Origin of the sequence: Bradyrhizobium sp. SZCCHNS2022 (assembly GCF_032377575.1) — a bacterium.
Lineage (GTDB): Bacteria > Pseudomonadota > Alphaproteobacteria > Rhizobiales > Xanthobacteraceae > Bradyrhizobium > Bradyrhizobium aeschynomenes.
Genome location: NZ_JAUHHZ010000001.1, coordinates 474,366 through 496,462, shown reverse-complemented (window position 1 = coordinate 496,462; position 22,097 = coordinate 474,366). Strand labels below are relative to the sequence as shown.

Here is a 22,097-nt window from a genome sequence, read left to right as displayed (position 1 = left end):
GAGCCGCTGCGTGCGGTTTGCGCGACGACGCGCGTCCCGGCCGCTCCTCGTCCTGTCTATCCGCCCGGCGCAGGATGACGTGCACGAACGGAGCTGCTCCATGATATGAATCTCGGAGAGGAGCTGTCATGGCGAAACACCGCATCTACACGATGAGCTTCGCAAGCGTGTATCCGCTCTATGTCGCCAAGGCCGAGAAGAAGGGACGCAGCAAAGCGGAGGTCGACCAGATCATCGGCTGGTTGACGGGCTACGACCAGAAGGCGCTCGAGGCCCAGCTGCAACGACAGACCGATGTCGAGACCTTCTTCGCGCAGGCGCCCGCGATGAATCCCGCGCGGTCCCTGATCAAGGGCACGATCTGCGGCGTCCGCGTCGAGGAGATCGAGGAGCCGACGATGCGGGAGATCCGTTACCTCGACAAGCTGATCGATGAGCTGGCGAAGGGAAAGGCCATCGACAAGATCCTGCGCAAGCCATGATCGCGCCGCTGCCCCGGCTCAGTCCTGCTCCTGCCCGGGCGCCTTCCGCAGCATGAAATGACCGAAGGCGGTGGCGATCGGCTTGGCGGCATCGTCCTGCCAGGCCCGGGCCTCGAACGCGACGACGCGTCGGCCCTGCTTGACGATCGAGGCCGAGGCGATGCTGTCGAGCGCACGGCCCGAACGCAGGTAGTTGATGGTGAGGCCGATCGGCTTCGGCGGGGACACGCCGAGTTCGCGCATGACGGTGACGATCGCAGCCGTCTCCATAAACGCACCGGTCATTCCGCCATGAATGGCGGGAAGCACGGGATTGCCGATGATCTGCCGGGAGAACGGCATCACCAGGGTGTCGTTCTCGCCGAGCCGAATGCCGAGACAGCGCGCGAACGGACTGGCGGCAAACAGCCCAGTGGCATCGTCGGGGGCTTCGAGCGGCGGCGGTGCCCCGGTGAAGGCCGGGCGATCGGTCAGCATGTTGGTGCGGTTGGCGCCGATCATGAAGCAGGCCGTCGCGGTCGCAACCGGATCGCTCTCCTCCTCCTGAAAGGCTGTGGCACGCACGAAGGCGATCGAGCGGGTGACGCGGTAGCACACCGCATGCGCCTGGATGTCGACGCCCGGCGCCGCCGGTTTCTGATAGTCGATGCGCAGGTCGAGCGTGGCGATCGCCCGGCTGCCGTCGAGCGCGAGCTGCACCGCCATGCCGCAGCTCTCGTCGAGCATCGCGGTGACGACGCCGCCATGGATCACGCCGGTGTCGCTGTCGCCGACGAACACCTCGCGATAGGGCAAGGTCGACCAGGCCTCGCCTGGGGCGAAGCGGTCCATGCGCAGCCCGCTGATATGGCCATAGACCGATCGGCGATGCCGGATCGCTTCGGCGAGTTCATCGAAAGCAGGCGTTGCCGTGGTGGTCGGAGTGTCGGACATGGTCGAGATGTAACGCATGATCGGGACGGCGCGCGAGGTATTTTCCGGACCCTCGCCGTGTGAGAGCCTCCGTGGTCCGTCCGCGTCATGATCGTGCAGTGGGACCCGCTCATTCTCGGCCACATGAACGCGGCACAACTTTCGGGTGCGACCTGCGCCCACGGCACCTGCGATGCGCGTGTCTTTGTAGTTGCGCAACGACGCCATATGCGCGCCCCCCGCAAATCTACGTGCTTCAAATCGCGAGGGAGCACGGCGCGCTTAGAACATTGGCAACCTTAATATGGTCATAATGGTCTCAACCGAATCCCGGAGACCTGTCGATGCACAAATCCCCCAAGACGCCGGACGTCCCGCCGAAGAGCGGCACGGCCTCTCTACGTATCATCATGAGCCTGGCGCTCGCAGCCAGCGCCGGCGTGATCTGGTGGAGCGGCGGCGGGGCCAACAGCTTCTCGTTGGCAGGCAACGGATCGCCGTCGCTGGAGACCCGCGTCGCCGCGTTGACGTCCGAGCTCACCCAGCTCAAGGCGGAAACCGCCCGGCTGCGCGACCGCCAGAACGATGCGTCCGGCGAGCTGATCCAGCTGCGCGCCAGCCTCACCAGCACCGAGACCGGACTCGCGACGCTGCGCACCGCAGCCGACGAGACCGAGGCGCGGCGCCGCGACACGGCCGACAAGATCGAGCAGGATCTCGCGCTGCTGAAGCGGCAGGCCATCCGCCTGCGCGCCGCGCAGGAGGACACCTCGACCGAGCTGAGCGGATTGCGCGCAGCCGCGGCGACCAGCGAGATGGGCATCGAGCAGCTCCGGACCAGCACGAGCGAAATCCGTCAGCAGGTCGCCCGCATCGAGACGGCTCGCGAGGCGACGAGCTCGATCAGCCGCATGCACAAGCATCGCGTCCGGCGCGTTGCGCGCACGGCCGAGACCCAGCCGCAACAGGTTCAGCCGTTCATGATGCAATGGCCGGGCGTGGTGCCGGCGGGCCGGAACTGAGCGCCGTCCTGATCGAACGACCCGACCGCGCGCCTGTCGCGCGGTCCAACGATTGCCCCCGTCGCTACCACCAGCTCGGCTGCACCGGCCGGTAGTAGGCCGGAGGCCCCCCGCGCCGGCGCTGCGGCGCCACGGGCTGGCCGTCCCAGCTGCGCTGGAAGAAATTGCCGAACCCATCATCATATTCATCGCCGCTGGCAATGACATCAACGTTGGCGGTGGGCCGGCGCGTGACGAAGCCGCCTTGCGGCTGATTGCTCAAGACGGCGACAAATTCGGTGCGGTAGTTGGTCTCGCTCGACAGCGGCTCGTCCGAGACGATGATCGAGGAGCGCGCCACCGCGGTGGGGGCGATCCGGGCCAGCACGTCCTTCGGAATGGTGATGCGATCGAGCGCGTCCTTGGCGTCGTCGCCGTCGTCGATCGTCACCGCCGTCCAGCGCAACCCCGCGCCGTTCTGCGCCACCGCCGTGAAGATATGGGTTCCGATCGGCCGGTCGGGATCGCGGATCGTGACCGGCGACTCCAGCGAGGTATCGAAGACCTCGCCGCCGCCGTCGCGCGCCGGCTTGTGCGTGTTCCGCCTGACGTAGAGCATCTGCGTCGAGCGGCTGATGTAGACCGATACCGGCTCGGTCGCGAGCTTGGCCTCCTCGGCCGCCTTGCCGGTTTCGGTCTTCTTCGCAGCGGCCGCCTTGGCCGCGTCCTTCGTCGTCGCGGCCACAGCGAGCTTGGCAACGGAGTCCGATTTGGCGGCCTCGAACTGCGCCGCCGCGTCGGCGGCCTTGGTCGCGGCCTTCTGCTGCGCGTCCTCGGCTTGCGCCTTGGCCTGATCGGTCTTGGCGGCGGCCAATTTCTTGTCGGCGAATTTCAACTCGGCCTCGCTGCGCGCCTTGGCCTGCTCCAGCTTGCGCAAGGAGGCCTTCAGCGACTTCGCATCGCGGTCGGCCGCGGCGGCAGCCGCCTTGGCCTCGTCGGCGATCCTGGCGGCGTCCTCGGCCTCGCGGCCGAGCGCGGCCGCTCGCGAGGGGGCTCCCGTGAGCGCCTCGGCAGTCGGTGCGAACAAGGCCGGATGCGAGAAGTCGACCGGCGCGACGTCGCCGGGCGCAATGATCACCCGCATGCCGATATAGGTCCTGTCGAACAGTTTCTCGGCGAAGCCGTAGGGCATGCGGACGCAGCCATGCGAGGCGGCATAGCCGGGCAGCGGCCCGCCATGCAGCGCGACGCCGTTCCAGGTGATGCGCTGCATGTTCGGCATCCAGGCATCGTCATACAGCGTCGAGCGGTGGTCCTTGTCCTTCTCCAGCACGGCGAACACGCCGGCCGGCGTCTCGCGGCCGGCGACCCCGGTGGACACCGGCGCCCGCCAGATCCAGCCCTCCGCGTCGTAGAACGTGACCTTCTGCGCCTTGATCGACACGATCGCCATGATCGGATCACCATGCGCCCGCGGCGCCGTGGCTTCGGTCACGGGCGCGGGGCGCGCCTGCCGGGCGATGGCGCCGGTTGCGGACAGGCTCAGCGCCGCTACGGCCGCAACGGCCATCAAGCCTGCTCCCAGGCGCTGCCGCGTTGCGATGGACCGAGCTCCCGTGGATCGTCTCACCATGCCGTATCCCGATTCATGCTGTTCATCCGCCCCTGCGCGGTCGGCGCAGACCAATTTATAAGCTCGAACACGTCTTGGGGTGAAGTGAGGCGAAATCCCAGCAGCGCTGCAAAGCCCGAAGCATGGCAATTATGTCGAATTCCATCGCACGGCGATGGAACGCCATTCGCCCGCCATGATTCGCCGCCCGTGCAGCAACCATTCACGGAACGGCTAGGACTAACGCCGAATCGCCGGGAGAGGTCCGTCGCCCCTGGGGCCGCCTCGTTCATTTCGGACGGGCGCAGGACAGCGTGGCCAGGACAACGTGACAAGGACAGCGTGACCGCAGAACCGACCGCAGCCAGGTCAGAGCTGCTTCTCGAAAAACAGATCCGGATACGGATCGTCGTTGAAGCGCTCGATCTCGGTCCAGCCGGTCTTGCGATAGAGCTGCTGGGCCTCGGCCAACGCGCTGTTGGTGTCGAGCCGCAGCGTCGTGATCGACAGCCTTCGCGCGGCGTTCTCGGCCGCATCCATCAGGCGGCGGCCGAGGCCGAGGCCGCGGGCGGCGGGGGCGACCCAGAGCCGTTTGATCTCGGCGACATCGCGGACGCTACCCTTCAGCCCGACGCAGCCGAGCGGCAGGCCATCGGACAGCGCGACGAAGAACGCGCCGCGTGGGGCCATCATGTCCAATGCGTCGGGATCGCGCGACAGCGCCACGTCGTAGCCGCGCGCGAAGCGGCGTGACAGCTCGGCATAATATTCGTGCAGACAATAGCGGGCCGGTTCACCGCGCGGATCGACCTCCTCGATGGCGATGCGATCGCGGCCGAGCGCAGCCCCCACCATGTCCATCGCGGCCAGCAGCGCCTCGCGCTGGCTCGACCGCGCCAGCATGGCCTGGGCCTGCGCGTTGGAGAGCGTCTCATAGGCCTCGAACTCGCGGCGGCCGGCGGCGGTGAGCTTGGCGATGCGGCGGCGTGCGTCGTCGGGATGCGGTTTCGTCGTGACCAGCCCCTCCTCCTCGAGGCTGCGCAGCAGCCGGCTCATCAGGCCGGAATCGAGCGCGAGGTAGTCGCGCAGCTCCGCCAAATCGCTGCGGCCGTGGCCGATCGCATTGAGCACGCGCGCCGCGCCGAGCGGCCGGCCGCGGCCGAGAAACGAGGTATCGAGCGCGCCGACCTCCGAGGTGACGGCGCGGTTGAAGCGGCGGACGCGGGCAATGGGGTCGAGCATGATATCTGACTTAGGTCAGATATCATGCCTTTGTCAATTGGGTGGGAGCAGCCGGCCCAACCTCCGCCGTCATCATCATCGCAGGCGGATGATCCAGTACGCTGCGGCGGTCATCATAAATCGAGAGGCGGCGGCGTACTGGATGCCCGCCTTCGCGGGCATGACAGCAGAGTTGAACAAACGGCGACGTCACACCGCGGCGACGTGACACCTCGCGGGAAGGTCGCGCCCCGCAGCCGCCCCAGCACTCCCGCCCAACAAAAAGGGCGGCCCGGCCGCCGGCCGAAGCCGGTTGCCGGACCGCCAGGTTTTCCCCGGGAGGAACTGCGATCAGTTCAGAAGCTTCGCGACGTTGTCCTTGGTCACGAGATCGAGGCCGGTGTAGATCACGTCCGGCACCTTCTCGCCCTTCTTGATCGCGAGCAGCGTGTCCATCGACTTCTCGCCCATCTCGAACGGCCGCTGGCCGGTCAGCGCGTTGGAATAGCCGTCGCGCAGCAGCTCGAGCTGCATCTTCAAGGTGTCGGCGACGACGAGCGTCAGCTTGCCGGCGTCGATGTCCTTCTTGTTCTTGTTGACGAAGGCCTTGTAGCCCTCGGGCGCGAACATCGGCCAGCCGCCGATCGGCACGATGGCGCCGAGGTCGGGGGTCGCGGTGCGCAGGTCGGCCATCTGCTGCACGGCGAGCGCCGGATCGTCGTTGCAGAAGGTCGGCGAGCCCGCGACTTCCGTCCACTTCGAGCCCTTCAGCGCCTCACGCACGCCGTCGACGCGCTCGGCGAGATTCTTGGCGCCCGGACCGCCGGAGACCACGGCATATTTGCCGCCGTCAGGCCGGAGCTCGCGCAGCTGCTTGCCGAGCGCGAGGCCAAAGTCCTTGTTGTTGGTGCCGATATAAGCGAGGCGCTTGGAGCCCGGCGCGTCGGCGTCGAAGGTGATGACGGGGATGCCGGCGGCGGTCGCCGCGTCGATCGACTTGGTCATCGCCGCGACGTCGGCCACCGAGATGGCGAGGCCGTCGACCTTCTGAGTGATGAAGTCCTGGATGATCTGCGCCTGCGTCGCCGGCTCGTGCTCGACCGGGCCCTTGTAGATGCACTCGACATTGCCGAGCTCCTTGGCGCGCTTCAGGCAGCCGTCGCGCGCGACGTCGAAGAACGGGTTGTTCATCGCCTTCGGCACGATGGCGAAGCGATATTTGGTCTCGGCCTGGGCCGGCCCCATCAGGATCGCGAGCGATGCGACCGCATACAGCAACTTCTTCATGGCTTCCCTCCTCCATGTCTATCCGTGATGATTGTCTGTGCCGGGCGCGGATAGACTGAACAGTCACATCCCGGCCAGTATCTCGTCACAACAGTCGCGCGCGGATTCGATCGACCAGCACCGCGGCGATGATGATCACGCCGACCAAGGTCTGCTGCCAGTAGGAGTTGACCTGCGCCAGCACGAGGCCATTGCGGATCACTTCGAGCAGCACGCAGCCGACGATGGCGCCGAGCGGGCCGCCGATGCCGCCGGCCAGATTGGCGCCGCCGATCACGGCCGCCGCGATCACGTTGAGCTCGTAGGACGTCGCCATGTTGGCGGGCGCGGAGCCCAGCCAGCCGGAGATGATGATGCCCTGCAGGCCCGCGGCGAGCGCGCCGACCACATAGACCTCGATCTTGACGCGCGGCACCGAGACGCCGGTCAGCTCCGCCGCCTTCTCGTTGCCGCCGATCGCGAAGACGTGGCGGCCGAACGTCGTGTGATGCAGCACCAGCGCCATCACCAGCGCCAGCAGGATCAGATAGATGAACGGGGCCGGCACGCCGTACACGTCGCCTTGCGTCAGCGCATAGAAGTAGTCGGCATCGGGACCGCCGGGGAAGCTGCCCTTGCCGTTGGAGACGACGTAGCCGAGCCCACGCACGATCGAGAGCATGCCGAGCGTGGTCACGAACGGCGACAGCCCGAGCAGCGCGACGCAGGCGCCGTTGATGAGACCCACCACCAGCGAGACCGCGAGCCCGGCGAGCACCGAGACGATCAGGATCAGCCCCGGCACGTTGGCGACCACCGTCTTGCCGTCGGCGGCCAGATGCACGAACAGCGACGATAGCGGCATCCCAGGCGTCGACAGTGACGTCATCACCATCGAAGTGATCATCGCCGCGAAGCACATCAGCGATCCCACCGAGAGATCGATGCCGCCGGTGATGATCACGAAGGTGATGCCGAGCGTGGCGATCGCGATGAACGAGAAGTTCTTCGCGACGTTCTGCAGATTGCCCTGGGTCAGGAAGTACGGGCTCGCGAAGCTCATGATGACGATGAGCGCGATCAGCGCCAAGGTGACATAGGCGGTCTGCGAGGCGAACACGCCGCGGTGCCACCAGCGCGCCGAGCCGACATTGGTGAAGGTCACATCGGTGTTGGCGGTGCTGGTTTCGGATGGAACGGACATCACGCCGCCTCCTTGGCGCCGGTGATCAGCGCGGTGACTTCCTCGGGGCTGGTGTCGGCGACCGGCTTGTCGGCTTTCTTCTCGCCGCGCCGCATCACCACGACGCGATCGCACACCGCGAAGATGTCGGGCATGCGGTGCGAGATCAGGATCACGGCGATGCCCTGCTCCTTGAGCCGATGAATCAGGCTCAGCACCTGCTCGACCTGGCGCACCGAGATCGCTGCGGTCGGCTCGTCCATCATCACCAGCTTGGCGTTGGACAGCCGCGTGCGTGCGATCGCCACCGCCTGGCGCTGGCCGCCCGACATGTCCTTGACGAGATCGTGCGGCCGCGTCTCCGAGCGCAGCTCGCGAAACAATTCCAGCGCACGCGCCTCCATGCCCTTGTGGTCGAGCAGCACGAGAGGTCCGAAATTGCGCTTCAGCTCGCGGCCGAGAAACACGTTGGCGGCGGCGGTGAGATTGTTGGCGAGCGCGAGGTCCTGATAGACGACCTCGATGCCGACGCTGCGCGAGTCCATCGGGCGATGGAAATGCACCTCGCGGCCGCCGAAATGAATCGTGCCCTGGCTCGGCGGAAAATTGCCCGCGATGATGCGCACCAGCGTCGACTTGCCGGCGCCGTTGTCGCCCATCAAACCGACGACCTCGCCGGGACGAATGGTGAGATCGACGCCGTGCAGCGCGCGGATCGCGCCGAACTGCTTGCCGAGGCCCTTCAGTTCGAGCACCGGCGCGGCTGCGGCCATGGCGATTGTTCCGGTCTGGCTCGTCGACGTATCCAGGCTGTGGTCAGACATAACGGTTCACCACGCTTTCGAGATATTCCTGCCGGCCGGAGCGCGGCTGCGGATCGAGGCCGGTACTGACGGCGCGGTCGGCGAGCTCGGCGAGCGAGCGGCGGCCGGCGAGGATCGCCTGCCCCTCCTCGCCGTCCCAGCCGGCATAGCGTTGAGCGAGCGGCGCGGTCAGCGCGCTGTCGGTGAGCATCTCATCCGCGGCAATCAGCGCCCGCGCGCAGGCGTCCATCGAGCCGACATGGGCGTGCAGGAGATCGTCCGGATCGATCGACTGCCGGCGGATCTTGGCATCGAAGTTCAGGCCGCCCGTGGTGAAGCCGCCGGCCTTGAGCATGTCATGAAACACCAGCGCCAGCTCCGGCACGTTCATCGCGAACTGGTCGGTGTCCCAGCCCAGCAGATCGTCGCCACGGTTGATGTCGAGGGAGCCGAACACGCCGAGCGCCTGCGCCAGCGCGATCTCGTGCTGGAACGAATGGCCGGCCAGAATCGCGTGGTTCTGCTCGATGTTGAGCTTCACGTCGTCGAGCAGGTCGTAGCGCTTCAGGAAGCCGTAGCAGGTCGCGACGTCGAAATCATATTGATGCTTGGTCGGCTCCTTCGGCTTCGGCTCGATCAAGAGTGGGCCCTTGAAGCCGATCTTGTGCTTGTGCTCGACGACCATCGAGACGAAGCGCCCGAGCTGATCGAGCTCGCGCTTCATGTCGGTGTTGAGCAGGGTCTCATAGCCCTCGCGGCCGCCCCACAGCACGTAGTTGGCGCCGCCCAGCCGATGCGTCACCTCGAGCGCGGCGCGCACCTGGCCCGCCGCGTAGGTGAACACGTCGGGATCGGGATTGGTCGCGGCGCCCGCCATGTAGCGGCGATGCGAGAACAGATTGGCCGTGCCCCACAACAGGCGGACCTTGGCCTGCTCCATCTTCTGCGCGAACAGGTCGCCGATGGCGTTGAGGTTGGCGACCGATTCCTTCAGCGTCGCGCCCTCCGGCGCCGCGTCGACGTCGTGGAAGGTGAAGAACGGCACGTCGAGCAGGCGGAACAATTCGAACGCGACATCGGCCTTGGCGCGCGCCATGGCGAGTGCATCGTCGCCGTGCTGCCACGGCCGCAGGAACGTCTCGCCGCCGAACGGATCGCTGCCCGGCCAGCAGAGCGAATGCCAGTAGCAGACGGCGAAGCGCAGATGGTCCTCCATGCGCTTGCCCCGGATGACACGATCCTTGTCGTACCAGCGGAACGACAGCGGGCTGCGTGACTCCGGACCGCCATAGGTGACGGTCGCGCCGGTCTGGAAGAAGGGAGCCTGGACGTTCACGAGATGCACTCCTTGAGAGCAGGATAGAGCTTGCGCCAACGCGCATAGGCGTCGTCGTAGGCGGCGCGCTGCGTGGCGCGGGGTTCGAAGCTCTGCAGCCGCTGCGGCTTGCGGCAGACATCGGCCGGCGCCGCGCCGGTCGCGGCGAGACGGCCGAGCCTGGAAGCGCCGATGGCGGCGCCGACCTCGCCTTCCTCGACGCGATGCACGGTGACGCCGAGCACGTCGGCCATGATCTGCGCCCACAGCAGCGAGCGCGAGCCGCCGCCGACGAGATCGAGCGCGGTGATCTCACGATCGCTGCGGCCGAGCGCGGCGAGCATGTCGCGGGAGGCGTAGGCGACGCCCTCCAGCACCGCCTGTACGAGATCGTCGCGTGACGCAGCGCTACGCAGGCCGACCAGGGCGCCGGCGGCGTGCGCATCATTGTGCGGCGTGCGCTCGCCATCGAGGTAGGGCAGGAACTGCACCGGACTCGGACGATCGACGCTCGCACCGAGCGGCGCCAGCAGCGCAGATTCCGGCGCACCGAGAATGCGCGCCAGCCACGACAGCGACGCGGCGGCCGACAGCATCACGCCCATCTGATGCCAGAGTCCGCCGAGCGCATGGCAGAACGCATGCACGGCCGCTTCCGGTGCCGGCGCGAACCGATCGGTGACGCGGAACAGCACGCCCGATGTGCCCAGCGACAGGAAGGCGTCCCCTGGCGTGATCGCGCCGAGCCCGATCGCGCTCGCCGCATTGTCGCCGGCGCCGCCCGCGATCACGACATCGGCGCCCATGCCCCAGCGCTGCGCCAGCTCGCGCGACAGCACGGCGCTCGGCTCATTTCCCTCGACCAGCCGCGGCATGTGATCGAGACCGAGGCCCGTCGCCGTGAGCAGCGTCTCCGACCAGCGCCGCGCCCCGACGTCGAGCCACAGGGTGCCGGCCGCATCTGACATGTCCTCGGCCATCTCGCCGGACAGGCGGTAGCGCACATAAGCCTTCGGCAGCAGCACCTTGGCCACCTGAGCAAAGATCTCAGGCTCGTGCTTCGCGACCCAGACGAGCTTCGGCGCGGTGAAGCCGGGCATCGCGAGATTGCCGGCGATCGCATGCAGCTCGGGGCAGCGCCGTTCGAGCTCGGCGCACTCGGCCTGCGAGCGGCCGTCGTTCCAGAGGATGGCGGGGCGCAGCGGCCGGCCGTCGCGGCCGAGCAAGGTCGCCCCATGCATCTGGCCGGACAGGCCGATGCCGCGCACCGCGGCCGTCTCGCGCGGATGGGTGCAAGCGAGATCGTCGACCGCGCAGATGACCGCCTCGACCCAGTGATCGGGATCCTGCTCGGACCACAGCGGCTGCGGATGCGACAGCGCCAGCGGACGCGACGCGGTCGCGACCAGCACGCCCGCCTCGTCCTCCAGCACGGCCTTCACGCCGGATGTGCCGACATCCAGTCCGAGAAACACTGTTCACTCCTCCCACGCGCCCCCTGGAATGCGGCGATCTTGCGTCGCCTCGAACCGGGGCCGTCCTCGTCCGCATTCCGTGATCAGTCCGGCCGCGTGCGCCGCGGCCGTCCGGCTCACGGCAGATTGTCCCGCATCACGATGTCGATGCGGATTGCTTCCTGCTCGCTCAGGAGCGGCTCGCCGCGCGCCAGCGCCAGCAGCACGCGCACCGCCGAGCGGGCCTCGTGTCCCGGATTCTGCGAGATGACGGCGTCCATCACGCCATTCAGCAGCAGCTTGCGCGTCACCGCCGTGACGTCGTGGCCGACGAACACGACGTCGTCGGCGCGACCGGACTCGGTCAGCGCCTTGGCCACGCCCGCGGTGCCGGCTCCGACGTTGTAGAGACCGACGATATCGCTGGACTCGGCCAGCAGCTTGCGCATGAGGTGTTCCGAGCGGTCGTCCACATCATGGCCCTCAGCCACGGGCAAAACTTGGAGTTGCCGGTACTCGGACGTCATCACCTGCGTGAAGCCGAAGATCCGCTCGGCATGGTCGCGCAGCCCCTGCGAGCCGGCGACGATCGCCACGCGCCCGGACCGGCCGCCGATGAAGCGCCCGACCAGCCCAGCGGCGGTCCGCCCGGCCGCGATGTTGTCGACGCCGACATAATGATGCCGCCGCGACGACGGCACGTCCGACACCAGGGTCACCACCTTGGCGCCGGATTCGACGAGATCGTTGATGGCGGCACGCACGTTCGGATGGTCGAGCGCGACCACGGCCACGCCATCGACGCGGCCGACGAGATCTTCGAGCTTGGCGGCCAGCACCGATGAATCAAACACATCCGTGGTGACGACATCGACGGTCAGGCGGCGCGCCGCCATCCAGTTCGCCAACTCGCCGAGATGCGCCTCGATCTGCTGCATGAACAGGTTGGCGCCCGCGGGCATCACGAACGCGAAGCGCCTGGAACGGGCACGCGCGAGTTCGGAGGCGGCCGCATGCGGCTGAAACGCGCTGCGCGCCATGGCGTCCCTGACCCGCCGCACCGTGTCCGGGCGGACGCCCGGCCGGTTGTGCAGGACGCGATCGACCGTGGCGAGGCTGACGCCCGCCTGCCGCGCAATGTCCCGCAATGTCAGCGGTGCGTTCATGCTCCTCCCCTTCGGGTTGAGGAACTTAGCGCGATTTTTGAGGTGCGCAACTCATTTCTGAGGTGCGGCGCTCCCCGGCCGCCTGGCTCAGCATGGATGGAACGGCTGCGAGGCGCCCCTAATCGATCCGCTGGCCCCCGGAAATTCCGGAAATGCAGCAAGGATTGGCCCGCGCCCGCGGCACCACGCGCTTGAGCCAACAGCGCGCCGGCGGCCGCTGCAGCCCGTGCCAGAACGCCGGCGCCTTGACGTAGGTCCAGGCGCGACACCGCGGCATCTCGCGGGTGCAGGTCTGCCGGCAGGCCTGGGCGTCGTCGAACGTGTCGAAGCTGCGGTAATCGCCACCGGGACGATCGATGTCGGTGGCGTAGAAGTCGTGCGCCGTCGCGGGCGCGGCAAGCGCCGAGACGAGTACGACCGCGGACACGACGATCAGGTGACGAAGATGCATGGCAGCCTCCTGTCAACTTGGACGATCAATAGAAGCGGCGCGCCGGGTTTTGTCAAACCCGCCCTGCTCCGCGCACGGCTCACCCGCTGCTCCGGCCAATTCAGGACATCAGGCGGCCATCAGAAATTTCCGCTTTCCAGAAGATTTTGCTTTCGCTTTATCGGAAGATATGCTTATCTCCCGCCATCCCGCCTCAACGAGAGGGGCGTTGCGCGCGATCGTCACGACACGCGAGGCGGGGATGCGGTGGCCGCGGGAGATCGCAGCGTTTTCGGCAACGAAGGCGCGGACGAACGATCTGTCGCGGACGCGAAGTCGCAGCGGCCTGACACCCCGATGCTGGTGTCGCCTGCGCAATGCGCAAGCATTGTCGCGGCATGGTGGCCAACAAGCCCGGCGCACCAGGGCGACTGCGTATAAGCGTGAAGACACCGCGCAGGGAATGCCGGATGCTCGGCTGCACCTGTGGTACCTGCCGCCTGCATTTTTCTCGCAGGCGGGCCATGGGTGAGGCCGTCACCCGGCATTCCCTGCGCCCTCTCATATTTGCGAGGGGCGAACTGATGGCAGGCCTCGGGCATCAGGTGCCGCGAGAACGAGAGGCCATGTCTCTATTAATTGGCTATTTGAACCGTAAATCCACCGCCGTCGTCCCGGACAAGCCGCGACGCGCAACGCGCGACGCGGCGCCGATCCGGGACCCATACGCCGCGGCGGTCGTGATGAGCACAAAGCCAATCGCCAGCCTGCCTCAAACCGCTCCCTGGGGGTATGGGTCCCGGCTCAAGGCCGGGACGACAGCGGTGGCCGTTGACGCGCGATTGCGTAGGGTAGGCAAAGCGGACGCCCGCAGGGCGGTCGTGTGCCCACCGTGCATCGGCGCACTCGGAGAGAACGGTGGGCACGGCGCGCCATCAAGCGGAGCAAACAACTCGCAGCTTTGGCGCGCCTTTGCCCACCCTACAGACTACAAACCGCGCAAGCTCCTAGAACGGCAGCCCGACATAGTTCTCCGCCAGCGACCGCTGCGCGGCCTCGGACGAGAACAGATATTCGAACTCGGTGTCCTGCAGCTTGTCCTCATAGGGCAGCCGATCGGGGAAGCGGTGCAGCAGGGTCGTCATCCACCAGGAGAAGCGCTGCGCCTTCCAGATGCGCGCCAGCGCCCGCTGCGAGTAGCCGTCGATGCCGGTGTCGTCACCCTTTTTGTAGTGATCGAGCAGCGCATGATAGAGATAGTAGATGTCGGACGCTGCCGAGTTCAGCCCGCGCGCGCCGGTCGGCGGCACGATGTGGGCGGCATCGCCGGCGAGGAACAGCCGGCCGTAGCGCATCGGCTCGGCGACGAAGCTGCGCAGCGGCGCGATGCTTTTCTCGATCGACGGGCCGGTGATGAGCTTGGCTGCGATCTCCTCAGGCAGGCGGCGCTTCAGCTCCTCCCAGAACGCGTCGTCGCTCCAATCCTCGACCTTGTCGGTCAGCGGGACCTGAACGTAATAGCGGCTCAGCACCTGCGAGCGCAGCGAGCACAGCGCGAAGCCGCGCTCATGCTTGGCGTAGATCAATTCCGGCGACACCGGCTTGGTGCGCGAGAGCACGCCGAGCCAGCCGAACGGATAGACCCGCTCATATTCCTTGATCTTGTCCTGCGGGATCGACTTGCGACTGACGCCGTGAAAACCGTCGGCGCCGATGATGTAGTCGCAGTCGACGCGGATGATCTCGTCGCCGCTGCGATAGGTGACGTAAGGCTTGTCGGAGGCGATGTCGTGCGGGGTGACGTCCTGCGCGTTGTGCACGACCTTGCCGCCGAGCTTGTCCCGCGCCTCGTAGAGATCGCGGGTCAGCTCGGTCTGGCCATACACCATCACCGAGTTGCCGCCGGAATATTTGTGCAGGTCGACGCGGTCGAGCTTGCCGTCATGGGCGATGTAGAAGCCGTGGTGGATTTCGCCCTCGCGGTCCATCCGCTCGCCGCACTGCGCCTCGCGCATCAGCTCGGCGAAGCCGTGCTCGAGCACGCCGGCGCGGATGCGCGACAGCACGTAGTCGCGGCTCGACTTTTCCAGGATGATCGTATCGATGCCCTGCAGATGCAGGAGCTGCGACAGCATCAGGCCGGACGGACCGCCGCCGATGATGCAGACTTGGACTTTCATGGGCATCTTCTCCCGGATTCGCGACAACAGGCTTTTTGGGTTTGCTTGTCAGTCGCGGATTCTACCAAGGAATGCGCGGCGTCACTTGGATGGACGCTGCATTCTCTTGCACTTTTCCGACATCACGCTGGAACAGTTTGGCGGTACCCTGCTCCCGGCGGATCAGCCGCGGCGGCCGGCGACCTCGTCGCCAACGCCCATCGCACGGCGATAGTCGCGCGGGCTCGCCCCCGTATGGCGCTTGAAGAAGCGGCAGAAATAGGCCGGGTCCCTGAAGCCGAGCTCGAACGCCAGCTTCGACACCGGCGCGGCAATATAGGTGAGCCGGCGGCAGGCCTCGCGGGCGAGCCGCGCATGCACGATATCGAGCGCAGACTGTCCGGTCTCCGCCCGCGTCAGCCGGTTCAGCCGCTCCGGCGTCATGCCGAGCTCGTCGGCATAGCGCGCCACCGACCAGTGATCGCGGTGATGCGCCTCGACCAGCACGATGAAGCGCGTGAACAGCGCGGCGTGCCCGCTGCCGCGTCGCGCGCCCTGCGATTGCCGCGCGCTCTGTTGCGCCAGCCGCCACACGATCGAGCGTCCGAGCCAATGCGGCACCGGCGATGCTGCGGAATCGGCGGCAGCGAACTCATCGGCGAGATCGACGAAAAGCGCGGCGATCCGGCCGGTGGCCACCGCCTGCGGCTCGAGATGCAGGATTTGCGGCGTTGCAAACAAATCGCGCAGCGCCTCGCCGGTGGCCGGCACGTCGCCTTCCACCACCGCGCGCGGATTGAAGGTGAGCACGAAGCCGTCGGTGTCGCGCGAGAAGCGGAAGGCGTGAACCACACCGGGCGGGATGATGACGGCGACCGGGCCGGTGCAGCGCTCGCGGCGTTCGTCCAAGGCGATCTCGGCAGGGCCGGCGGCGACCCAGAGGATCTGGTGCAGGCCCTGATGCGTGTGCGCCTCGATCTCCCAGCGATACAGTCTGCTGCGCACCTGGATCGGCTCGATGTGCAGCATGTCCGGCTGCGCGGCGAAGGCTTCGCCGTACAGTGCGAAGGCGGGAATCGACGGCTTGGTGCGAAAGCGTGGCATGCGCGGCAGCTAAGCCGGAATGTCGGAAAAGTACAAGTCTTGACCGGCGTTCGTGTCTTACGCCGCGGCCGGAGCGCGATTAGGATCGCGAAAAGAACAACAACGACCACACTCAATGGAGAGGAGGCCCGACAGATGTTCACGTTCGACCCGTATTCACCGGCGGTCGATGCCGACCCGTTCCCGTTCTACAAGACCTTGCGCGACGAGCATCCCTGCTTCTGGAGCCCGCAGGCGCAGGTCTGGATCCTGTCGCGCTATGCGGATGTCGCGGCGGCCGGCACCAACTGGCAGACCTATTCCTCGGCCAAGGGCAACCTGATGACCGAGCTGCCGAACCGCGCCGGGGCGACGCTCGGCACCACCGATCCGCCGCGTCACGACCGGCTGCGCGGTCTCGTGCAGCACGCCTTCATGAAGCGCAACCTGGAGAGCCTGTCGGGTCCGATCCGCGACATCGCCCGCGCCAGCGCCGAGGCGCTGCGCGGCCAGGAGCGCTTCGACTTCATCGAGGCATTCTCCTCGAAGTTCACCGTGCGTGTGCTGTTCGCGGCGCTCGGCCTGCCGCTCGGCGACGAGCAGACGGTGCGCGACAAGGCCGTGCTGATGGTGCAGAGCGATCCGGTCAGCCGCGCCAAGGGCCCGCAGCACATCGCCGCCTACAACTGGATGCAGGACTATGCGGCATCAGTCATCGCCGAGCGCCGCGCGCGGCCGCAGAACGATCTGATCTCGCATTTCAGCATGGCCGAGATCGACGGCGACAAGCTCGACGAGCGCGAGGTGCTGCTGACGACGACCACCCTGATCATGGCCGGCATCGAGTCGCTCGGCGGCTTCATGAGCATGCTGGCGTACAATCTCGCCGACCATCCCGACGCGCGCAGCGCCGTCGTCGTCAATCCCGATCTGCTGGCGGATGCGGTCGAGGAGTCGCTGCGCTTCAACACCTCGGCTCAGCGCTTCCGCCGCTGCCTGCAGAAGGATCTCACGCTGCATGGCCAGACGATGCGCGAGGGCGACTTCGTCTGCCTCGCCTACGGCTCCGCCAACCGCGACGAGCGGCAGTTTCCCAATCCCGATGTCTACGACATCACCCGCAAGCCGCGCGGCCACCTCGGCTTCGGCGGCGGCGTCCACGCCTGTCTGGGATCGGCGATCGCGCGCATGGCGATCAAGATCGCGTTCGACGAATTCCACAAGGTCGTGCCCGAGTATCGCCGCACCCAGGAGCAACTGCCCTGGATGCCGTCGTCCACGTTCCGCAGCCCGCTGTACCTGGAGCTGACGGTGCATTGATCAAAAGGACAGGGCATCCTCATACGGACAATGGGGGTAAGTAACGCCACGCACAAACCGGCTTATAGGGTGTGGGGAAAATATCGCGCCGCGAAGACGGTGCACCCTCTCCCCTTGTGGGAGAGGGTGGATCGCATGAGCGCAGCGAATGCGAGCCGGGTGAGGGGTCTCTCTCCGCGAGCTCCCGTGCGGAGAGAGACCCCTCACCCGCCTCCGATGCTTCGCATCTCCGGCACCCTCTCCCACAAGGGGAGAGGGTGCACCGACTCCGTGGCTCCTGTTTGCGCTCAACTAATAACCCAGACGACCCACGCTACGGGAGGAGGACGCGAATAGACGCAGTGCGCAAGCCGCGAAACAGCTCACACCAGCGCGCCGAGATCCGCCGCGTTGAAGCCCTTGAGTCCGGCCTTGTCGCCGGCCTTGATCTTGGCGACCCACTCGGCATCGCTGATCAGCGCGCGGCCGACGGCGATCAGGTCGAACTCGTCCTTCGCCATGCGCTCGAGCAGCGCATCGAGATCGGCCGAGCTCGACGGCTTGCCGGCGAACGCCGAGAAGAACTCGTCGGACAGGCCGACCGAGCCGACGCTGATGGTCGCCGCGCCCGTGATCTTCTTCGCCCAGCCGGCGAAGTTGAGCCCCTTCTCGCCGTCGACCTCCGGGAATTCCGGCTCCCAGAAACGGCGCTGCGAGCAATGCAGGATGTCGACGCCGGCATCGACCAGCGGCTGCAGCCAGTCGCCCATCAGCGCCGGCGTCTCGGCGAGGCGCGTCGCGTAGTCCTGCTGCTTCCACTGGCTGACGCGCAGGATGATCGGGAAGTCCGGACCGACAGCCTTGCGGATCGCGGCGACGATCTCGCCGGCGAAGCGCGAACGCTCCTTGATGGTCGGCCCGCCATAGCGGTCCTCGCGCTTGTTGGTGCCGGACCAGAAGAACTCATCGACCAGATAGCCATGCGCGCCGTGAACCTCGACCGTGTCGAAGCCGGTGCGCTTGGCGTCAGCGGCAGCCTGCGCGAACGCCGCGACGGTGTCGGCAATGTCGGTCTCGGTCATCGTGTTGCCGCGCGGCTTGCCCGGCGCGACCAGGCCCGACGGGCTCTCGACCGGCGCGTCCGGCTCCCAGCGGCTCATGCCCTTGGTCGAGCCGGTGTGCCAGATCTGCGGCGCGATGCGGCCGCCCGCGGCATGCACGGCGCTCGCCACCTTCTGCCAGCCGGCCAGCGCGGCCTCGCCGTGGAAGAAGGGAATGTTGGGCTCGTTGCGCGAGGCCGGACGGTTGATCACCGTGCCCTCGGTCAGGATCAGCCCCACGCCGCCTTCGGCGCGGCGGCGGTAATAGGCGGCGTTGGCCTCGCCGGGAATGCCGTTCGGCGCGGCGTTGCGCGTCATCGGCGCCATGACGATGCGGTTCTTCAGCTCCAGCGACTTCAGGCGAAACGGACGAAACAGCACGCTGGTATCGAGATCGGACATTCAGAAGGCTCCATTGCGTTCGGAACCGCTCCAGTATACTTCGTAAACCTGGAGTCAATCAGGCACCCGAAGTCGCTCAGGTATACCCGAGGAAACCCCCATCGTGACTGTTGCGTCGACGTCCGAGACCGCCCCGCTCCGCTGCAGGCCGCAGCACTTCTCGTCGGAATGCCCGAGCCGGGTGCTGATCGACCAGATCGCCGACAAATGGTCGATGATGGTGCTGGCGGTGCTCGATGCCGGCCCACTGCGCTTCAACGCGATCAAGAAGCAGCTCGAAGGCGTGACGCAGAAGGCGCTGACGCAATGCCTGCGCCGGCTCGAGCGCAATGGCCTGGTCGCGCGCGAGGTGATCGCGGGGTCACCGATCGCCGTGCAATACGAGATCACGCCGCTCGGCCGCACCCTCCAGCCGCCGTTCCGCGCGCTCTATGCCTGGACCATTGCCAAGATGCCCGAGGTCGAGCAGGCACGTCAGGCCTTCGACCAGCGCTGGGCGCGCTGACATCGGCACACGACGCCCGCCCCGCGCTCCGGCGGCTGTGGAAGAACCAGCCGCACCGGAGTTGCCCTCAGCTTATTGACGCCAGCCTACTGGTCAGACCGCAGCGGTTGGATCGGCTGATTCTTGGCATCCGCCCCCTGCACGTCGTCTCCGATCGTAAACGAATCGAGGTCGTGACCGACCACCAACGGGCCGCGATACGTCGTCCTCGTCCGCGCGATCAGCATGTCCTCGGGAATGTCCTGCACGGGCTTCAACGTCGCGAAGACGATGTGCGAGTAGACGGCAAGCTTGGGGCCGGCCATCGAGAAGATCTTGCCCGCCTCCTCGGGCGAGGAGTGGTGCGCTTCAATTTCGCGATAGGACGGATAGCTCTTCGACAGCTCCGGCTCGATTACGGCAACCTCGTGAACGAGGAGATCGGCGCCTTTCGCCGCATTGGCAATCCGCTCGTCGTATTTGGTATCGCCGGAGAGCACCACCTTCTTGCCCTCATACTCGATCATGTAGCCGAAGGATGGCTTGATCTTCTCGCCGTGATTGACCTCGATTGCCGTCACCTTGACGCCGTTCTTGTCGTAGACCTGTCCCGGCTCGATATCCTTGGCCGCGAAAGCGACCCCCTCCGGAGGGAGATGTTCGTCGTCCTCGCGAATCCGGATGTCCTCGGCAAACGCCTTGGTCAGATTCTCGGTCATCGCCACCGTCCCCTTGGGACCGAAGACGATCATGGGAGATTTGCGCGACGCCCAAGGCGTTCCGATCCAGCCGCTCAGCCACATGTCCGGCAGCCCGACAAGATGATCGGAATGCAGATGGGTGATGAAGTGTGCCGTGATGGACCCGAGCGCGACCCGTTTCTGAAACAGCCTGATCGTCGAGCCGCGGCCAAAGTCGAACAGCAGCTTTTCAGGACCGGCCTCGATCAGTGTCGACGCGCTGAAGCTGTTCACGCGCGGCGTCGGCGTTCCCGTTCCGAGCAATGTGACCTTCATCGTGTCGGCACTCGCAGCCTGTCCGGACACGAGCATGACGACCGTCAAGAGTGTCGGCCCGATTCGCATTGTCTCTCTCCCTTTTTCTTGTTGGTCTTCTTGTTCGCTGTCTTGGTCGAGTCCAAGCCCCTACTGAAACGCGACCTCGGCAAAGCTGCGCAGCTTGCGCGAATGCAGCCGCTCGGATTCCTGGTGCTTCAACAACTCGAGCGCCTTGAGGCCGATCTGCAGGTGCTGACCGACGCGCTGCCGGTAGAAGTCGCTGGCCATGCCGGCGAGCTTGATCTCGCCATGCAGCGGCTTGTCCGAGACGCAGAGCAAGGTGCCGTAGGGCACCCGGAAGCGATAGCCATTGGCGGCGATGGCTGCCGACTCCATGTCGAGCGCGACGGCCCGCGACTGCGACAGCCGGCGGATCACGGCGGGGCCGGAAATCTCCCAATTGCGGTTGTCGACGCTCGCGACCGTGCCGGTGCGCATCACCCGCTTCAGCTCGAAGCCGGAATAGCCGGTCACGGCCTCGACCGCCTCTTCGAGCGCGACCTGCACCTCGGCCAGCGCCGGGATCGGCACCCAGGGCGGCAGCTCCTGGTCGAGCACATGGTCCTCGCGGACATAGCCATGTGCGAGCACATAGTCGCCGAGCCGCTGGGTGTTGCGCAGGCCCGCGCAATGGCCGACCATCAGCCAGGCATGCGGCCGCAGCACCGCGATGTGATCGGTGACGTTGCGGGCGTTCGACGGCCCAGTGCCGATGTTGATCAGCGTGATGCCCTGGTGCCCGGGCTCAACGAGATGCAGCGCCGGCATCTGCGGCGTACGCGCCGGCGCCGCGCCGGTGGTGCCGCCGCCAGAACGGGCATTGCGTGTGATGACGTTGCCCGGCTCGACAAAAGCTTCGGCGTCGCCCAGCCCGGCCGCCAGCTGCTGACGGCCCCAATCCGCGAAGGCGTCGACATAGAACTGGTAGTTCGTGAAGATCACGAAGTTCTGGAAGTGGTCGGGATCGGTCCCGGTGTAGTGATAGAGCCGGCGCAGCGAGTAGTCGACGCGCGCGGCGCGGAACAGCGACAGCGGCTCGGGCATGCCGGGCTTCAGCTCGAGCGTGCCGTCGGCGATGGCGTCGTCCATGGTCGCGAGATCAGGGGCATCGAAGACGTCGCGCAGCGAGCGCGTCACCAGCGGGCTCTCGTGATGCGGCAGCGACGTCTCGATGTTGATGTCGCGGCGATAGGCGAAATGCACCGGGATCGGCTCGGCGGACTCGCCGATCTCGACCGGCACGCCGTGGTTCTCGATCAGGAGGCGGATCTGCTCGGTCAGATAGGATCGGAACAGATCCGGGCGCGTCACGCTGGTCTCGTGCACGCCCGGCCCCGCAACGAAGCCGTAGGCGAGACGCGAGTCCAGCCGGGCGTGGCTCGCCGTGGTGAGGCGCACGAACGGATAGGTCGCGCGGATGCGGCTCGCCGGCACGACGCCGTTGGCATAGGCCTCGAAATGAGAGCGCAGGAAGGCAGTGTTGCGCTCATAAATCTCCTCGAGCCGCGCCACTGCAGCAGCGGCGTCGGTGAAGCTTTCGGTCGCGATGGAGAGCGGAGACTGAATGGTCAATCGAGATCCCTCGTAGCCGGTCGGACGCGGCCTGTAGCCTCGGCGCGACTGTGGTTCGCGATCATAGAAACCAGCTGCCGCTTTGCCCAGAGGCA

The 22,097-nt window shown here is 66.7% G+C and carries 19 protein-coding genes; 4 read left to right on the top strand and 15 right to left on the bottom strand.

Translation table 11 applies throughout. The features are described 5' to 3' along the window. The first annotated feature begins 128 nt into the window (after positions 1 to 128). The gene (locus QXZ94_RS02170) at positions 129 to 482 is read left to right on the top strand and encodes a DUF2200 domain-containing protein (protein ID WP_315719033.1); all 354 of its coding nucleotides are present in this window, start codon (positions 129 to 131) and stop codon (positions 480 to 482) included. An 18-nt stretch (positions 483 to 500) separates the two neighbouring features. Here the strand turns inward: QXZ94_RS02170 and QXZ94_RS02165 are convergent, their stop codons facing one another. Next, positions 501 to 1,415: a PaaI family thioesterase gene (locus QXZ94_RS02165; RefSeq protein WP_315719032.1), complete on the bottom strand. Its 915-nt coding sequence runs from the start codon at positions 1,413 to 1,415 to the stop codon at positions 501 to 503. 323 nt (positions 1,416 to 1,738) lie between these two features. Between QXZ94_RS02165 and QXZ94_RS02160 the strand changes: the two genes are divergently transcribed. After that, positions 1,739 to 2,416, top strand: coding sequence for a hypothetical protein (locus QXZ94_RS02160; protein WP_315719031.1), 678 nt, complete (start codon positions 1,739 to 1,741; stop codon positions 2,414 to 2,416). Between the two features lie 64 nt (positions 2,417 to 2,480). On the opposite strand, the gene QXZ94_RS02155 is transcribed toward QXZ94_RS02160, so the two are convergent. From QXZ94_RS02155 to QXZ94_RS02105, 11 genes are all read right to left on the bottom strand, one after another. Then, on the bottom strand, positions 2,481 to 4,028 hold the full coding sequence (locus QXZ94_RS02155) for a L,D-transpeptidase (RefSeq protein WP_315719030.1): 1,548 nt from the start codon (positions 4,026 to 4,028) through the stop codon (positions 2,481 to 2,483). Positions 4,029 to 4,376: 348 nt separating this feature from the next. Further along, entirely contained in the window at positions 4,377 to 5,249 is an 873-nt protein-coding gene (locus QXZ94_RS02150; protein ID WP_315719029.1) for a helix-turn-helix domain-containing GNAT family N-acetyltransferase, read from the bottom strand. 330 nt (positions 5,250 to 5,579) lie between these two features. Further along, positions 5,580 to 6,515 carry a sugar-binding protein gene (locus tag QXZ94_RS02145; protein ID WP_315719028.1) on the bottom strand — a complete coding sequence of 312 codons (936 nt, stop codon included), beginning with the start codon at positions 6,513 to 6,515 and terminating at the stop codon, positions 5,580 to 5,582. A gap of 85 nt (positions 6,516 to 6,600) precedes the next feature. After that, positions 6,601 to 7,698 (bottom strand): ABC transporter permease, encoded by a 1,098-nt coding sequence (locus QXZ94_RS02140; RefSeq protein WP_315719027.1) that lies wholly within the window; start codon positions 7,696 to 7,698, stop codon positions 6,601 to 6,603. Beyond that, a complete protein-coding gene (locus QXZ94_RS02135; protein ID WP_315726035.1) occupies positions 7,698 to 8,450 on the bottom strand; it encodes an ATP-binding cassette domain-containing protein in 753 nt (250 codons plus the stop codon). Before QXZ94_RS02135 ends, QXZ94_RS02140 begins: the two co-directional genes overlap by 1 nt. A gap of 43 nt (positions 8,451 to 8,493) precedes the next feature. Continuing rightward, positions 8,494 to 9,816 (bottom strand): xylose isomerase, encoded by a 1,323-nt coding sequence (xylA, locus tag QXZ94_RS02130; RefSeq protein WP_315719026.1) that lies wholly within the window; start codon positions 9,814 to 9,816, stop codon positions 8,494 to 8,496. Next, positions 9,813 to 11,270: a xylulokinase gene (xylB, locus tag QXZ94_RS02125; protein WP_315719025.1), complete on the bottom strand. Its 1,458-nt coding sequence runs from the start codon at positions 11,268 to 11,270 to the stop codon at positions 9,813 to 9,815. Before xylB ends, xylA begins: the two co-directional genes overlap by 4 nt. Positions 11,271 to 11,386: 116 nt before the next feature. Continuing rightward, positions 11,387 to 12,415: a LacI family DNA-binding transcriptional regulator gene (locus QXZ94_RS02120; protein ID WP_315719024.1), complete on the bottom strand. Its 1,029-nt coding sequence runs from the start codon at positions 12,413 to 12,415 to the stop codon at positions 11,387 to 11,389. Positions 12,416 to 12,533: 118 nt separating this feature from the next. Next, the gene (locus QXZ94_RS02115) at positions 12,534 to 12,866 is read right to left on the bottom strand and encodes a PAN domain-containing protein (protein WP_315719023.1); all 333 of its coding nucleotides are present in this window, start codon (positions 12,864 to 12,866) and stop codon (positions 12,534 to 12,536) included. Positions 12,867 to 13,852: 986 nt separating this feature from the next. Continuing rightward, positions 13,853 to 15,025: a 4-hydroxybenzoate 3-monooxygenase gene (pobA, locus tag QXZ94_RS02110; RefSeq protein WP_315719022.1), complete on the bottom strand. Its 1,173-nt coding sequence runs from the start codon at positions 15,023 to 15,025 to the stop codon at positions 13,853 to 13,855. A 162-nt stretch (positions 15,026 to 15,187) separates the two neighbouring features. Further along, on the bottom strand, positions 15,188 to 16,108 hold the full coding sequence (locus QXZ94_RS02105) for a helix-turn-helix domain-containing protein (protein ID WP_315719021.1): 921 nt from the start codon (positions 16,106 to 16,108) through the stop codon (positions 15,188 to 15,190). A 135-nt stretch (positions 16,109 to 16,243) separates the two neighbouring features. Between QXZ94_RS02105 and QXZ94_RS02100 the strand changes: the two genes are divergently transcribed. Beyond that, the gene (locus QXZ94_RS02100; RefSeq protein WP_315719020.1) at positions 16,244 to 17,407 is read left to right on the top strand and encodes a cytochrome P450; all 1,164 of its coding nucleotides are present in this window, start codon (positions 16,244 to 16,246) and stop codon (positions 17,405 to 17,407) included. A gap of 362 nt (positions 17,408 to 17,769) precedes the next feature. Here the strand turns inward: QXZ94_RS02100 and QXZ94_RS02095 are convergent, their stop codons facing one another. Beyond that, positions 17,770 to 18,888 (bottom strand): NADH:flavin oxidoreductase, encoded by a 1,119-nt coding sequence (locus tag QXZ94_RS02095; RefSeq protein WP_315719019.1) that lies wholly within the window; start codon positions 18,886 to 18,888, stop codon positions 17,770 to 17,772. Between the two features lie 181 nt (positions 18,889 to 19,069). On the opposite strand from QXZ94_RS02095, the gene QXZ94_RS02090 reads away from it, so the two are divergent. Next, on the top strand, positions 19,070 to 19,393 hold the full coding sequence (locus tag QXZ94_RS02090) for a helix-turn-helix domain-containing protein (RefSeq protein WP_315726032.1): 324 nt from the start codon (positions 19,070 to 19,072) through the stop codon (positions 19,391 to 19,393). A gap of 86 nt (positions 19,394 to 19,479) precedes the next feature. On the opposite strand, the gene QXZ94_RS02085 is transcribed toward QXZ94_RS02090, so the two are convergent. Continuing rightward, complete coding sequence (locus QXZ94_RS02085) at positions 19,480 to 20,457, bottom strand: MBL fold metallo-hydrolase (RefSeq protein ID WP_315719018.1); 978 nt, start codon at positions 20,455 to 20,457, stop codon at positions 19,480 to 19,482. Between the two features lie 60 nt (positions 20,458 to 20,517). Then, positions 20,518 to 22,002, bottom strand: a complete 1,485-nt coding sequence (locus tag QXZ94_RS02080; RefSeq protein WP_315719017.1) for an AMP nucleosidase — start codon at positions 22,000 to 22,002, stop codon at positions 20,518 to 20,520. Positions 22,003 to 22,097 lie beyond the last annotated feature (95 nt).